General features: G+C 67.2%; 14 protein-coding genes. 6 read left to right on the top strand and 8 right to left on the bottom strand.

Annotation, left to right across the window (positions count from 1 at the left end; genetic code table 11):
- Positions 1 to 30: 30 nt before the first annotated feature.
- From FOC84_RS10055 to phoB, 4 genes are read right to left on the bottom strand one after another with little or no spacing between them, the layout of a single operon-like run.
- Positions 31 to 1431 (bottom strand): heavy metal sensor histidine kinase, encoded by a 1401-nt coding sequence (locus FOC84_RS10055; RefSeq protein ID WP_173144296.1) that lies wholly within the window; start codon positions 1429 to 1431, stop codon positions 31 to 33.
- Positions 1428 to 2102 carry a heavy metal response regulator transcription factor gene (locus tag FOC84_RS10050; protein ID WP_042795496.1) on the bottom strand — a complete coding sequence of 225 codons (675 nt, stop codon included), beginning with the start codon at positions 2100 to 2102 and terminating at the stop codon, positions 1428 to 1430. The genes FOC84_RS10055 and FOC84_RS10050 overlap by 4 nt, the downstream gene beginning before the upstream one ends.
- A 60-nt stretch (positions 2103 to 2162) precedes the next feature.
- Positions 2163 to 3470 (bottom strand): phosphate regulon sensor histidine kinase PhoR, encoded by a 1308-nt coding sequence (phoR, locus tag FOC84_RS10045; protein ID WP_173144295.1) that lies wholly within the window; start codon positions 3468 to 3470, stop codon positions 2163 to 2165.
- A 12-nt stretch (positions 3471 to 3482) separates the two neighbouring features.
- Positions 3483 to 4181, bottom strand: coding sequence for a phosphate regulon transcriptional regulator PhoB (gene phoB, locus FOC84_RS10040; protein ID WP_006227196.1), 699 nt, complete (start codon positions 4179 to 4181; stop codon positions 3483 to 3485).
- Positions 4182 to 4342: 161 nt separating this feature from the next.
- Here phoB and ubiE point away from each other — a divergent pair, with 161 nt between their 5' ends.
- The 6 genes from ubiE (at position 4343) to rfaE2 (ending at position 10263) form a co-directional block, all read left to right on the top strand.
- Positions 4343 to 5119, top strand: a complete 777-nt coding sequence (gene ubiE / locus FOC84_RS10035) for a bifunctional demethylmenaquinone methyltransferase/2-methoxy-6-polyprenyl-1,4-benzoquinol methylase UbiE (protein WP_173144294.1) — start codon at positions 4343 to 4345, stop codon at positions 5117 to 5119.
- 177 nt (positions 5120 to 5296) lie between these two features.
- Complete coding sequence (locus FOC84_RS10030; RefSeq protein WP_173144293.1) at positions 5297 to 6307, top strand: Tim44 domain-containing protein; 1011 nt, start codon at positions 5297 to 5299, stop codon at positions 6305 to 6307.
- A gap of 185 nt (positions 6308 to 6492) precedes the next feature.
- Positions 6493 to 7131, top strand: coding sequence for a ubiquinone biosynthesis accessory factor UbiJ (locus tag FOC84_RS10025; protein ID WP_173144292.1), 639 nt, complete (start codon positions 6493 to 6495; stop codon positions 7129 to 7131).
- Positions 7132 to 7134: 3 nt separating this feature from the next.
- Complete coding sequence (gene ubiB / locus FOC84_RS10020; protein WP_173144291.1) at positions 7135 to 8688, top strand: ubiquinone biosynthesis regulatory protein kinase UbiB; 1554 nt, start codon at positions 7135 to 7137, stop codon at positions 8686 to 8688.
- 185 nt (positions 8689 to 8873) lie between these two features.
- Positions 8874 to 9752 carry a ferritin-like domain-containing protein gene (locus FOC84_RS10015; RefSeq protein WP_173144290.1) on the top strand — a complete coding sequence of 293 codons (879 nt, stop codon included), beginning with the start codon at positions 8874 to 8876 and terminating at the stop codon, positions 9750 to 9752.
- Positions 9753 to 9774: 22 nt separating this feature from the next.
- Positions 9775 to 10263 (top strand): D-glycero-beta-D-manno-heptose 1-phosphate adenylyltransferase, encoded by a 489-nt coding sequence (rfaE2, locus tag FOC84_RS10010; protein WP_173144289.1) that lies wholly within the window; start codon positions 9775 to 9777, stop codon positions 10261 to 10263.
- 19 nt (positions 10264 to 10282) lie between these two features.
- Here rfaE2 and FOC84_RS10005 read toward each other — a convergent pair whose 3' ends face one another.
- The 4 genes from FOC84_RS10005 to FOC84_RS09990 all read right to left on the bottom strand — a co-directional run bounded on the left by FOC84_RS10005 (position 10283) and on the right by FOC84_RS09990 (position 14118).
- Positions 10283 to 11614 carry a TolC family outer membrane protein gene (locus tag FOC84_RS10005; protein ID WP_173144288.1) on the bottom strand — a complete coding sequence of 444 codons (1332 nt, stop codon included), beginning with the start codon at positions 11612 to 11614 and terminating at the stop codon, positions 10283 to 10285.
- Between the two features lie 79 nt (positions 11615 to 11693).
- Positions 11694 to 12374: a protein-L-isoaspartate O-methyltransferase family protein gene (locus FOC84_RS10000; protein WP_173144287.1), complete on the bottom strand. Its 681-nt coding sequence runs from the start codon at positions 12372 to 12374 to the stop codon at positions 11694 to 11696.
- 101 nt (positions 12375 to 12475) lie between these two features.
- Positions 12476 to 13318, bottom strand: a complete 843-nt coding sequence (thiD, locus tag FOC84_RS09995; protein WP_173144286.1) for a bifunctional hydroxymethylpyrimidine kinase/phosphomethylpyrimidine kinase — start codon at positions 13316 to 13318, stop codon at positions 12476 to 12478.
- Positions 13315 to 14118, bottom strand: coding sequence for a thiazole synthase (locus tag FOC84_RS09990; protein ID WP_173144285.1), 804 nt, complete (start codon positions 14116 to 14118; stop codon positions 13315 to 13317). Before FOC84_RS09990 ends, thiD begins: the two co-directional genes overlap by 4 nt.
- Between the last annotated feature and the right edge of the window lie 34 nt (positions 14119 to 14152).

Below are 14152 nucleotides of genomic sequence, written 5' to 3'. Positions count from 1 at the left end.
AACGGGAGTGACCCCATTCTGTCCTGAACATTACGGTTTTGTAATGTTGGCCGCGGCGGCATGGCCGTCCGGCGCGCGCAGCGTGATACCGACCACGGTGCCGTGAGCGCCCGAGGCCGCATCGACCTCGCCGCCATGCATGCGCGCGATGGCGCGCACGATGGCCAGGCCCAGGCCATGGCCTTCGCTGCGCGGCGCGCGCGCCTGGCTGGAACGGAAGAAGCGGTCGAAGATGCGGGGCAGGTCGGCCGGCGGGATGGGCGCGCCGGGGTTGCGCACTTCGACCCGCGCGCCCGCGGGCGAAGCCGAGCAGGTCAGCACGATTTCACCGCCGCGGGGCGTAGCCTTGATGGCGTTGGAGATCAGGTTGGCCAGCGCGCGCCGCACCAGCCCGGCGTTGGCGGCCACGGTGGCGTCGCCCACGCAGCGCAGGTGCACGCCGCTTTCTTCCAGCGTGGCTTCGTAGTACTCGGCCACGCGCCGCGCTTCGGCGGCCAGCGATACCGGCGCCAGATCGGCAGCCCGTTCGCCGCGGTCGGCGCGCGCCAGGAACAGCATGTCGTTGACCAGGGTTTTCAGGTCTTCCAGCTCTTCGAGGTTGGATTCCAGCGCATCGCGCAGTTCGGCCGCATCGCGCGGCGAGGACAGCATGACCTGCGTGCCGTTGATCAGCGTGGCCAGCGGCGTGCGCAGCTCGTGTGCGACGTCGGCGTTGAAGCCTTCCATCTGCTGGTAGGCGGCCTGCAGGCGTTCGAGCGTGCGGTTGAAGGAACGGACCAGCTCATGCAGTTCGCGGTCGGTGTGTTCCAGCGGCAGGCGCCGCGCCAGGTTGTCGGGCTGGATGCTGGCTGCCTGTTCGGACAGCCTGCGGGCAGGCGCCATGCTGCGGCGCACGGCCCAGGCCGCCAGCACCACCGTCGCGCCCACCCACAGCGCGCAGATCAGCACCAGCGCGGTGCCGTAGGCGTAAAGGAACTGTGAACTGGTGCGCGTGCTGACCGCCACGGTCAGTTGCGCACCGGGCAGGATGCGGTCATTCATGGCGACCCGCAGGCCGCGCATGCGGCCGCCGTCGGCGGTTTGCAGGACAACCTGCCCACCGTCCTCGGTGGCCAGCGTTTCGGGGGCGGGTCCGCCGTACACGGAATGGCCGTGCGCATCCACGATCCAGATGCCGAGCTGGCCTTCGCCTGCCCGCATGTCGTCGAAGGTGGCGGCCAGGTCCTGCAGGCCGCGGGCGCTGTTTTGCATGTCGATCAGGTGATCGATCAATTCCAGCTTGCCGCTGACCTCGGTGATTTCCTGGCGTTCCACTTCGCGCTTGAGCGCCCAGAACAGCGTGGCCCCCGCCAGGCTGGACACCAGCAGGGCGATGGCGCCCAGCAGCAAGGTCAGCCGCGCCTGCATGGAACGCATGCGCGGCGGCCTCATGCGGGACGCGATTCCAGCACGTAGCCCATGCCGCGCACGGTATGCAGCAATTTGGTGTCGTACGGGTCGTCCAGTTTGCTGCGCAGCCGCCGGACCGCCACGTCGATGACGTTGGTATCGCTGTCGAAGTTCATGTCCCATACCTGCTCGGCCAGGGTGGTGCGCGACAGCACCTGGCCCTGGCGGCGCAGCAGCAGGGCCAGCAGATTGAATTCCTTGGCGGTCAGGTCCAGGCGGCGGCCGCCGCGCTGGGCGCGCCGGCGAGCCAGATCCAGTTCCAGGTCGGCCAGGCGCAGCAGGGTGGGTTCCTGCGAACGGCCGCGGCGCAGCAGCGCCTGCACCCGCGCCAGCAACTCCGAAAAGGCGAAGGGCTTGACCAGATAGTCGTCGGCGCCGCCCTCCAGGCCGCGCACGCGGTCCTCGACCGCGTCGCGCGCCGTCAGCATCAGGATGGGCGTGTCCTTCTGTTCGCGCACGGCGGCCAGCACGCCGAAGCCGTCCACGCCCGGCAGCATCACGTCCAGCACGATCAGGTCGTAGACGCCTTCCAACGCCAGATGCAGGCCGTCCACGCCGTCGCGCGCCAGGTCCACGACGTGGCTTTGTTCCGACAGGCCCTTCTTGAGGTAGTCGGCCAGTTTGGGTTCGTCTTCGATGACCAGTATGCGCATGGCCGAAAATTTACCATCAGCGCCGCGTCAGGGGCCCGTCCACGGTAAAACGCCGGCGGTTCAGGCCGGGCTGTCGATGGCGATTCGGTCGGGCGGAAAGCGCAGCGCGAACACGCTGCCCTTGCCGGGTTCGCTGGTGATCACCAATTCGGCGTCGTGGCGCATGGCGATGTGCTTGGTGATCGCCAGCCCCAGGCCGGTGCCGCCCACCGCGCGCGAGCGGCCGCGGTCCACGCGGTAGAAGCGCTCGGTCAGGCGGGGCAGGTGGCGCGCGGGGATGCCGATGCCGGTGTCCTGCACGCTGTAGCGCGCGCCGCCGTCTTCCTCGCGCGCCCAGCGCACGGTGATGGTGCCGCCGTCCGGCGTGTAGCGCACCGCGTTGGTCAGCAGGTTGGACAGCGCCGAGGTCAGCTCGGTTTCGGCGCCCAGCACGTCCAGGGATTCGTCGATGTGCCATTCCAGCACATGGCGGCCGCCGGACAAGGCCTCGATCTGCTGGCGCGCCTTCTGCAGCAGCGCGCCCATGTTCACCGCGCGCGGGTCGCTGCCCGGCGAGGATTCCAGTGTGGACAGGGTCAGCAGGTCTTCGACGATGGCCTGCATGCGCTGGGCCTGTTCGTGCATCATGTCGATGTACTGCTCGCGCTGTTCCGCGGGCAGGGCGTCGGCCGGCATGTCGCGCAGGGTTTCCAGAAAGCCCGCCAGCACCGTCAGCGGCGTGCGCAGCTCGTGCGAGACGTTGGCGACGAAGTCGCGGCGCGTGGTTTCCAGGCGTTCGATCTGGGTGACGTCGCGCGTGATCAGCAGGCGCTGATTGCTGGCGTAGGCCGTCAGCTGCATCATCATCAGCCGCTCCTGGCCCTGCTGGCCCAGGCGCACCAGGATGGGTTCGGGCCAGGACGAGCGATGCGCGTATTCCACGAATTCGGGCGCGCGCAGCAGGTTCAGCAGGTTATGGCCGCGGTCGGCCGGCAGGCGCAGGCCCAGATGCTGGCGCGCCATGCGGTTGCACCAGTCGATCTGGAAATCTTCGTTCAGGGTCACCGCGCCGTCCGGCAGCGCTTGGGCCGCGGCCAGCATGCCCTGCATGGTGTTCTGGGTTTCGTTCAGTTCGCGGGCCCGGGCGCGGGTGTAGCGGTACAGCGGGGCGAGGATATCGTCCCAGGGCCCGACCGAAGCGGGGGGCGAGGTGTCCGGATGGTTGGCCCAGTGGGACACCAGGTGCAGGCGCCAGCTGCGCCAGAGCAGCATGGCGGCCAGCGCGGCGGAGAACAGTATCCAGCCCGCCGGGTCTCCTATGAGCCATTGGACCAATAATGCGGCAACCGCCCACAGGGCGACCAGGAAAAGAGTGCGCAGCCAGATCATCGTGCGGGAGTTTTACCGCGTGGGGAGCTGGGCCGTAAACCGGTAGCCGCTGCCGCGGACCGTTTCCACGTGCGCATCGTGGCCGCTGGGTTCCAGCGCCTTGCGCAGGCGGCGGATGTGCACGTCGACCGTGCGCTCTTCCACGAAGACGTGGTCGCCCCAGACCTGGTCCAGCAGCTGCGAGCGCGAGAACACGCGTTCGGGGTGCGTCATGAAGAAATGCAGCAGGCGGAATTCCGTGGGGCCGATCTGCAGCGACTGGCTGTTGCCCGACAGGCGGTGCGTCACCGGATCCAGCTTCAGGCCGCCCACGTCGATCACGTCGTCGGTCAGCTGGGGCGCGCGGCGGCGCAGCACCGCCTTGATGCGCGCCATCAGCTCCTTGGGTGAGAAGGGCTTGGTGATGTAGTCGTCGGCGCCGGCTTCCAGGCCGTCCACCTTGTCCTGCTCGGAGCCTTTGGCGGTCAGCATGATGACCGGGACGGCGCGGGTGCGCTCGTCGTTGCGCAGCTTGCGCGCCATGGCCAGGCCGGAGGTGCCGGGCAGCATCCAATCCAGCAGGATCAGGTCGGGAAGCTCGGCGCGGATCAGCGTCTGGGCCTGGTCGGCGTCGAAGGCGCGCAGCACCTTGTGTCCGGCGAAGGACAGGTTGACGGCGATCAGTTCCTGGATGGCGGGTTCGTCTTCGACGACGAGGATGGTGCTGGACATGGCGAATTTGGCACACTTCTGAGCGCCGGCGCGGCGCGAACATTGCGATAGTATGGCCGCAATATTTCAGGTATGTGACCGCCGGGCGCCATAGTTGGCTTTCGCCGGCCTCGCGAGGGAGCCCGATAGGCTACCATTGAACGATATATCGGGAATTCACCATGCAAAACCCCTCCGAATCGCAACATTCTGCGGATTCCGCCTCGCAACCCACCCATTTTGGCTTCCAGACGGTGCCGGAAGGCGAAAAGGCCCGCAAAGTCGCCGAAGTCTTCCATTCGGTCGCCCAGCGCTACGACGTCATGAACGATTTCATGTCGGCCGGGCTGCACCGCGTCTGGAAGGCCTTCACCATCGGCCGCGCCGCCATCCGTCCCGGCATGAAGGTGCTGGACATCGCCGGCGGTACGGGCGATCTGGCCAAAGCCTTCGCCAAGCGCGCCGGCCCCACCGGCGAGGTCTGGCTTACGGACATCAACGACTCCATGCTACGCGTGGGCCGCGACCGCCTGACCGACGCCGGCCTGCTGGTTCCCACTGCCGTGTGCGACGCCGAGCGCCTGCCGTTCCCCACGGGCCATTTCGACCGCGTCAGCGTGGCTTTCGGCCTGCGCAACATGACCCACAAGGATCGCGCCCTGGCCGAAATGACCCGGGTGTTGAAGCCGGGCGGCAAGCTGCTGGTGCTGGAATTCTCGCGCGTGGCCAAGCCGCTGGCCCCTGCCTACGACTGGTATTCCTTCAATGTGCTGCCCTGGCTGGGCAAGAAAGTCGCCAAGGATGAGGCCAGTTACCGCTATCTGGCGGAATCCATCCGCATGCACCCCGACCAGGAAACCCTGGCCGACATGCTGCGCACGGCCGGACTGGACCGGGTGCAGTACTTCAATCTGACCGCAGGCATCGCCGCCTTGCACGAAGGCGTGAAGCTGGGCTGATCCGCGCCGGCCATCCGGATATTTCACCGCCCCTGCGGGAACTTGTGGGGCGGCGTCTTGTCCGTTATTCTTACGGTATTCAGATTAATGTAAGAAAAGTCGCGACGAAGGTCCCGCGGTCCGTGGGACTTCCTGCTGCTCGGGGCGGCAGGGGCGCGAGTACGAGGGAGCAAACCTATGTCCAAATTCTGTCTTTCGCGGTTTGTCGCCGCGGCGCTGATCGCCGTTTCCGGCGCGGCACTGGTGACGGCGTCGTTTGACGCCGAAGCCCGCCGTGCCGGCGGCGGCAGCAGCGTCGGCCGACAATCCTCCAACGTGACCCAGCAGCGCCAGGCGACCACGCCGCCGGCCGCCGCCAACAACACGGCGGGCGCCACCGCCGCCCCGGCAGCCGCCGGCGCGGCCACGGCCGGCGCCGCGACCGCGGGCGCAGCCGCCAAGAGCGGCGCTTCGCGCTGGCTCGGCCCCATCGCCGGCATCGCCGCTGGCCTGGGTATCGCCGCACTGCTCTCCAGCATGGGCCTGTCGGGCGCTTTCGCCGAGTTCCTCGGCTCCGCGCTGCTGATCGCCGCGGTCGTGTTCGCCGTCATGTTCATCATCCGCCGCCTGCGCGGCGCCGGTCCGCGCACTGCCACGCAGGGCGCGTTCAACGGGGCCAACAACACCCCGGGCCAGCAACAGCAGCCGATGTGGCGTGAATCGCTGCAACCGGCTCCGGCTGCTCCGGCCGCGGCTCCGGTTGCCGCTGCCGCTGCCGCGGCTCCGGCCGCGATGCCCAAGGCGGGCGACGACAACAACTGGTTCGTGCCGGGTGATTTCGACACGCCCAACTTCCTGAAACAGGCCAAGGAGCAGTTTGTGCGCATCCAGGCCGTCTGGGACAGCGGCAGCACCGATGGCCTGCGCGACTTCCTGACCGACGACCTGATCACCGAGCTCAAGCCGCAGCTGGCCGAGCGCGGCGCCGCGCCCAACAAGACCGAAGTGGTGCTGTTGAACGCTGAAATGCTGGGCATCGAAACCGTGTCCGACGGCCACCTGGCCAGCGTGCGCTTCTCCGGCATGCTGCGCGAAGCGCCGGGCGCCGAGGCGTTCCGCTTCGAGGAAGTCTGGAACCTGTTCAAGCCCGCCAATGGCGGCTGGCTGCTGGCAGGCATCCAGCAGATCCCGGTGGATCTGGCCAGCTAAACCTGGCCGGCCGGGGCCGATCCCCGCCTCCGTTGCGGATGCCGCAAGGCATCTGTTTGAACCGGCCCTTCCAGGGCCGGTTTTTCCATGTGCTTGCGCAAAACGCCCGTTCATCTAACCCGTTACACTCCCGATTTACCCATTAACTTCGGCAACCCCGGTAATCGGGGCCGTTGCAGACCGTCATGCTGCCTTTTCCGTTCCTGCCCACCCCCTCGCGACTGGCTGTAAGCGCGCTCAACGCCCTGTTGCGGCGCGAGGATTGGGCGCGCGCGCGTCTGGTCCGGCATGCGGGCAAAACGGTGCGTTTCGCGCTGGGCGGCTTCAGCCTGGGCCTCACCATCGACAGCGACGGGCTGGCGGCCCAGGCCGATGCGGCCGTGGTGCCCGACGTGACCCTGACGGTCGCGCCTGAAAAACTGCCGTTGCCGCGGCTGGGCGTGGACCGCGAGCGTCCCGATTTCGCCGAGGCGACCCATATCTCGGGCGATGCGGCGCTGGCGCAGGTGGTTTCTGATCTGTCCAAGCAGCTGCGCTGGGATCCGGAGGACGCGCTGGCGCGGGTGGTGGGCGACATCGCCGCGCTGCGCTTGGTGGGCGGCGCCCGCGCCGCGGCCGGCGGCGCGCGCACGGCCGGTCTGCGCCTGGCCGAGAACGTGTCGGAATACCTGTCCGAGGAAAGCGGCATGCTGGCCAGCCGCCCGGCGCTGGAGCAATGGCGCCTGGATCTGGCTGAACTGAACGCCCGCGCCGACGCGCTGGCCCGTTCGGCCGCGGCGCTGCAAACCCGTCTGGCGTCCGCCAGCGCAAAGCGGGGCGCCTGATACATGTTTCCCCTGCTGCGCCTCTTTCGCATTATTGTGGTTTCGCTGCGTTACGGCCTGGACGAGCTGGTGCTCTCCAGCCTGAACCATCCGCTGGCCACCTGCCTCCTGCGCGTCATCCGCCTGGGCACGCGTCCGCGCAAGCCGCGGGGCTTGAGGCTGCGCCTGGCGCTGGAATCGCTGGGCCCCATCTTCGTGAAGTTCGGGCAGGTGCTGTCCACCCGCCGCGACCTGATTCCCACCGACATTGCCGACGAGCTGGCGCTTTTGCAGGACCGCGTGCCGCCGTTCCCCTCGGCGCAGGCGGCGGCCTGCATCGAGGCCGCGCTGGGTGCGCCGCCCGAGAAGCTGTTCGCGCAGTTCGAAGTGGACCCGGTGGCCTCGGCCTCGATCGCCCAGGTGCACTTCGCGGTGCTGCATGACGGCCGCGAGGTCGCGGTCAAGGTGCTGCGCCCGGGCATGCTCAGCATCATCGAGAAAGACCTGTCGCTCCTGAAGGTAGTGGCGCGCATCATCGAGCGCCTGGGCGCCGACGGCCGCCGCCTGAAGCCGCGCGAAGTCGTGGCCGAATTCGACAAGTACCTGCACGACGAGCTGGACCTGGTGCGCGAAGCGTCCAACTGCAGCCAGCTGCGCCGCAACTTCGGCCCCGAGTCCGGCCGCGGCGACATGCTGATCGTGCCCGAAGTGATCTGGGAGTACACGGCGTCCACGGTGTTCACCATGCAGCGCATGTACGGCATGCCGGTGGGCCAGGTGGAGCGCATGCGCCAGGCGGGCATCGACATCCCGACGCTGGCGCGCACTGGCGTGGAAATCTTTTTCACCCAGGTCTTCACCGACGGTTTCTTCCATGCCGACATGCACCCGGGTAATATATACGTGTCGGACCGCCCGGAAACGCTGGGCAGCTACATCGCCCTGGATTTCGGCATCGTGGGTTCGCTGTCCGAGTTCGACAAGAATTACCTGGCGCAGAACTTCCTGGCTTTCTTCCACCGCGATTACCGCCGCGTGGCGCAGTTGCACATCGAGTCGGGCTGGGTGCCGCCCGATACGCGCGAAGAAGAGCTGGAGGGCGCCGTGCGCGCCGTATGCGAACCGTATTTTGACCGGCCGTTGTCGGAGATCTCGTTGGGGCAGGTGCTGCTGAGGCTGTTCCAGACCTCGCGCCGGTTCAATGTGGAGATCCAGCCGCAGCTGGTGCTGTTACAGAAGACCTTGCTGAACGTCGAGGGATTGGGCCGCCAGCTCGATCCCAACCTGGATCTCTGGAAGACCGCCAAGCCCTACCTGGAACGCTGGATGCGTCAGCGCGTCGGGTTCAAGGGCCTGCGGCAGAGCCTGGAAAAGGAGGCCGCGCAGTGGTCGCAGATGTTGCCCGCCTTGCCCAGGCTGGTTCATGACAACCTGAGCCGTCCCAACGTCGCGCCCGCCTTGCTGGCGGAGATGATCCAGTTGCGGCGGGCTCAGGAACAGAACAACCGGCTGGTTGCAGCGCTGGTTGGGGTGGCGGCCGTCGCCATCGGGGTCGCGATATGGGCCTTGACCCGATAGGCGGCGCGATGATCTAGACGGCATCTGTCATGTTTCATTCATGAAACGGTCATCATAGCTTCGCGGTACACGGCGAAAAATAGCGCTGCGGTGGATGAATGCAGCGCCCTTGCCGGCAGCGGGCGCTTCATTCATTAATTTCTATATCTATAGCCCCACTAGCGGGACGAAAACAAGGGCAGACCATGCTTTATCCTGAACTCTTCAAGACCATGGAAGCCGTGCGTTGGAACATGGCGCATGACATTCCCTGGGGTGATTTCGATCGCAGCAAGCTCTCGGACGAGCAGGCTCACACGATCAAGATGAACGCCATCACGGAATGGGCCGCTTTGCCGGCCACCGAAATGTTCCTGCGCGACAACCGCGGCGACAGCGATTTCTGCGCATTCATGTCGGTGTGGTTCTTTGAAGAGCAGAAGCATTCGCTGGTGCTGATCGAGTACCTGCGCCGCTTCCGCCCGGATCTGGTGCCCACCGAGGAAGAGCTGCACAACGTGCGCTTCGAGTTCGATGCCGCACCCGAACTCGAAACCCTGATGCTGCATTTCTGCGGTGAGATCCGCTTGAACCACTGGTACCGGCGCGCCGCCGAATGGCACACGGAACCGGTCATCAAGGCCATCTACAAGACCGTGGCCCAGGACGAGGCCCGCCACGCCGGCGCCTACCTGCAGTACATGCGCCGCGCGCTGCACGACCGCGGGCAGGACACCAGCGAACAGGCTCGCCTGGCGTTCTCCAAGATCGGCGTGCTGATGGCCTCGGCCGGCCGCACGCAGCAGGCCCTGCACCCGACCAACCTGCACGTGAACAAGGACCTGTTCCCCAACGACACGGTGCAGTCGCGTCTGCCGGAACCGGGCTGGCTGGAGCACTGGCTGGACACGCAGATCCGCTTTGACGGCGTATGGGAGCAGAAGGTCGCCACCCGCATCCTGCACATCCTGTCCAAGCTGATGGACCGCAGCTTCGAAACGGTGAAGGACCTGAACCGTTACCGCAAGGAAATGACGGCTCTGATCGTGCCGAAGGAAAAGCAGATCATCCTGGGCGGCGCCTGAGCCGGGGCGATACAATCGCCGCATGCCTGCCGCCCGTTTCGAATCCAAGGTCCTGTCCCGCGACGAATGCGTCGCTGCCGTCGCCGCCGGCCGCTTGCCGCGGCCGCTGGTGTTCACCAACGGCGTCTTCGACATCCTGCACCGGGGCCACGCGACCTACCTCGACCAGGCCGCCCAATTGGGCGCGACCCTGGTAGTGGCGGTGAACACCGACGAGTCGGTGCGCCGTCTGGGCAAGGGCGCCGAGCGCCCGCTGAACCGCATGGAAGACCGCGCCGCCTTGCTGGCGGCGCTGGGCTTCGTGACCGTGGTCACGTCCTTCCATGAAGACACGCCCGAAGCCCTGATCGGCCAGCTCAAACCTGACCTGATCGTCAAGGGCGGCGACTACGACATGGAAAAACTGCCCGAGACCGCCCTGGTCAAGACCTGGGGCGGCCGCGCGGTGGCGATTCCGTTCGAGTTCGAGCGCTCTACTACCGCGCTCGTGAAGAAGATCCAGAACAAGTAAGCAGGACTCAGCCGCTGGCTCAGCGCGGTTCCCGCAGCAGGCGGTTGATCGCTTCCAGGTCCGCTTCGGCCAGGATGCCGCTGGTGGCCTTCAGGCGCAGGCTGGTGAGCACGGTGCTGTAGCGCGCCAGGGCCAGATCGCGCTGGGTGGCGTAGAGCTGCTGTTGGGCGTTGAGCACGTCCAGGTTGATGCGCACGCCGACTTCGTAGCCGGTGCGGTTGGCTTCGACCGCGGCGCGGCTGGACTTTTCGCCGGCTTCCAGCGCCTGGATGCGGGCCAGGCCGCTGGTGACGCCGGTGTAGTACTGGCGCGCGGCCTGGACGGCCTGGCGGCGCGCCGCCTCGTAGTCATGGCGCGCCTTCTGTTCCAGCTGGACCTTTTCGGTCACTTGCGACGAAACCCCGCCGCCCGAGTAGAGCGGAATCGACAGCACCACGCCGATGGTGCTGTCGATGGGCTTGCCGGGCGCGGCATTGCGCATGACGGCGTCGCTGGCGCTGCCGCTGCTGGCGCGCAGGTTCAGGGTCGGGTAGTGGCCGCTCTTGGCGATCTGGATCTCGCGTCCGGCGATGCGCGTCAGGAGCTGCGCGCGCAGCACGTCCAGGCTGGAGGACTCGGCCTGGTTGCTCCAGTCGGCCACGCGGGCGGGCTGCGGCGCGGGCAGTTGCACGCCGTAGGGCAGTTCGGACAACGCGCCGGGCGCCGTGCCTATGATCTTGGCCAGCTCATCGCGGCGGACTTCCAGATCGTTCTGCAGGCGCAGTTCCTGCGCCACCACCAGGTCGTAGCGCGCCTGCGCCTCGTAGGTATCGGTGATGGTGGCGTTGCCCAGCTCGAAGTTGCGCTTGGCGGACTCCAGCTGCCCGGCCACGGCGGCCTTCTCGGCCTCGGTGGCGGTCAGGGTGTCCTGGGCGTAGAGCACGTTGAAATAGGCGTCGGCCACGCGCAGCAGCAAGTCCTGGTAGGCCTGTTGCAGCTGCACTTCGACGTCGGCGACGATCAGCTTGGATTGCTCGAAGTTCTGCCAGCGGCCCCAATCGAACAGCGGTTGGGTCAGGGACAGGTCCCACACGCCGCGTCCGCCGCTGTAGGCGATGCCCATGCCGCGGGTGCTGCGGGTTTCCTGGTAGGCCCCGCCCGCTTCGGCGGAGATCAGGGGCAGGAGCAGGGAGCGCGCCTGGGGTTCTTTTTCGAGGCCTGCGCGGTAGTTGGCCCGCGCGGCGGCGTAGATCGGGTCATTGCCCAGCGCCGATTGCCAGATCTGGATCAGGTTCTGCGCGCGGACGGGCGACGGGCCGACGCTGGCGGCGCAGGTAAAAACCAGTAAAGCCGTTAGCAATCGGACACGCATGATGGTCAACGATACGCCGGGCCGCCCGGGACGCGGCGGCCCCGGTGGAGGGGCAGGCGCCCGGCGGCGGGGTTGGGGGTCAGAACTTGAACTGGGAAACCGTGACGCCGCGCAGCGGCTTGATGACGGTTTCGAACAGGTTCACGGTTTCGAAGCTGGCCGCGGTGGTGCGGGTGATGCGACAGGCCGTCATGACGGGGGCCTGGCCCACGATCACGACCAGGCGGCCGCCCACGCGCAGCTGGTACTTCAGCGCGTCGGGGACGGTCGGCACGGAACCCGTGACGAGAATGGCGTCGTATTCGGTGGAGCCCCAGCCGTTGCGGGCGTCGCCGGTTTCGACCTTGACGTTGGTAACGTTGTTCATCTGCAGGTTCTGCTGCGCGAACGTCACCAGGCGGCTGTCGATCTCGACCGAGGTGACCTGCTGCGCCAGGTAGCCCAGCAGCGCGGCCTGATAGCCGGAGCCAGTGCCGATTTCCAGCACACAGTCGGACTTGGTCAGCTGCAGGTCTTGCGCCAGGCGGGCTTCCATCTTGGGCGAAAGCATGTTCTGGCGGGTGTTGACCGCGTTGATCTCAAGCGGCAGTTCCAGGTCGGAAAACGCCAGCGCGCGCAGGGCCGGCGGAACGAATTGTTCGCGGCGCACATCGAACAGCGCTTGCAGCACTGTGGTGTCCAGAACATCCCAGGGGCGGATCTGCTGCTCCACCATGTTGAAGCGGGCTTGTTCTACGTCGGGCAGGGTCGAAGCGTTCATGACGGTCAGAAAAAACAGAGGAATCAACAGACCATTGTACCGATTCGTAGCGTACTGTGACGCCGCGCCCCGCCGACAGATGTTTCAGGCGCCGCCTGGGCCTACCACCAGGCGTGGAAGTGGTGCACCGGGCCGTGGCCGGAGCCCACCGACAGGCGCTCGGCGTGGCGGATGGCCTCGGTCAGGTAGGCCTTGGCGCGGCGCGCAGCTTCCGGCACGTCCCCGGTTTGCGGCAGCAGCGCGGCCAGCGCCGCCGACAGGGTGCAGCCGGTGCCGTGGGTATTGACGGTCTCGATGCGGTGGCCGGGCAGCTCGATCATGCGGTCGCCGTCGTGCAGCAGGTCGATAGTCTCGTTGCCGGGCAGGTGGCCGCCCTTGACCAGCACCCAGCGCTCGCCCGAATGCGCCAGCTTGTTGCGCAGGCGTTCGGCCACGCGGCGCATTTCCTTGACGGTCTCGACCGGGCGCTCTTCCAGCAGCACGCCGGCCTCGGGCAGGTTGGGCGTCAGCAGGGTGGCCTGGGGCAGCAGAGCCTCGCGCATGGCGCCCACGGCGTCGCGCTCCAGCAGCAGGTCGCCGCTCTTGGCCACCATGACCGGATCCAGCACCACGTGGGCCGGGCTCCATTTGGCGAGCTTCTCGGCCACCACCTGGATCACCGGCTGCTGGCCCAGCATGCCGATCTTGACCGCGTCGATGCGTACGTCCGCGAACAGCGTGTCGATCTGCTGCCCGACGAAAGCGGGCGGGACCGCGGAGATGCCGGTGACGCCCTGGGTGTTCTGCGCCGTCAGCGCGGCGATCACCGCGCAGCCGTAGGCGCCCAGCGCGCTCATGGCCTTCACGTCGGCCAGGATGCCGGCGCCGCCGGACGGGTCGACGCCGGCGATGGTCAGCGCGTTGGGGATGGGACGGCCGCTGGCGGCCTGCTGCTTGCTGCTCATTTGGGAGCGCCTGCCGTGATCAGGCCTTCGGAGGGCGAGCTGGGGGCGCCGCTGTACAGTTTCTTGGGCATGCGGCCGGCCAGGAAGGCCTCGCGGCCGGCTTCCACGCCCTTCTTCATGGCGCTGGCCATCAGGATGGGATCGCGCGCGCCGGCGATGGCGGTGTTCATCAACACGGCGTCGCAGCCCAGTTCCATGGCGATGGCCGCGTCCGACGCGGTGCCCACGCCGGCGTCCACCACGATGGGCACGCGCGCCTGCTCGATGATCAGGCGCAGGTTCCAGGGGTTGAGGATGCCCATGCCCGAGCCGATCAGCGAGGCCAGCGGCATCACGGCGACCGCGCCCAGGTCTTCCAGCATGCGGCACTGGATGGGATCGTCGGTGCAATACACCATGACCTTGAAGCCTTCGTCCACCAGCGTCTTGGTGGCCTTCAGGGTTTCGGGCATGTTGGGGAACAGGGTCTGCGGGTCGCCCAGCACTTCCAGCTTGACCAGCTCATGGCCGTCCAGCAATTCGCGCGCCAGGCGCAGCGTGCGCACGGCCTCGTCGGCGCTATAGCAGCCGGCGGTATTGGGCAGCAGCGTGAATTTCGACGGCGGGACGTAGTCCAGCAGGTTCGGTTCGCCGGGGTTCTGGCCGATATTGGTACGGCGGATGGCGACCGTGACGATCTCGGTGCCGCTGGCGTCCAGCGCCGCGCGGGTCTGTTCAAAGTCCTTGTACTTGCCGGTGCCGACGAGCAGGCGCGACGAGTAGGCGCGGCCGGCGATGGTGAGAGTGTCTTGAGTGGTCATGGCGGAGGTTCAAAGGGCGGGTGCGCACGATGCG

This window comes from Achromobacter pestifer (genome assembly GCF_013267355.1).
GTDB lineage: Bacteria > Pseudomonadota > Gammaproteobacteria > Burkholderiales > Burkholderiaceae_B > Achromobacter > Achromobacter pestifer_A.
This window is presented reverse-complemented; position numbering and strand designations above follow the sequence as displayed.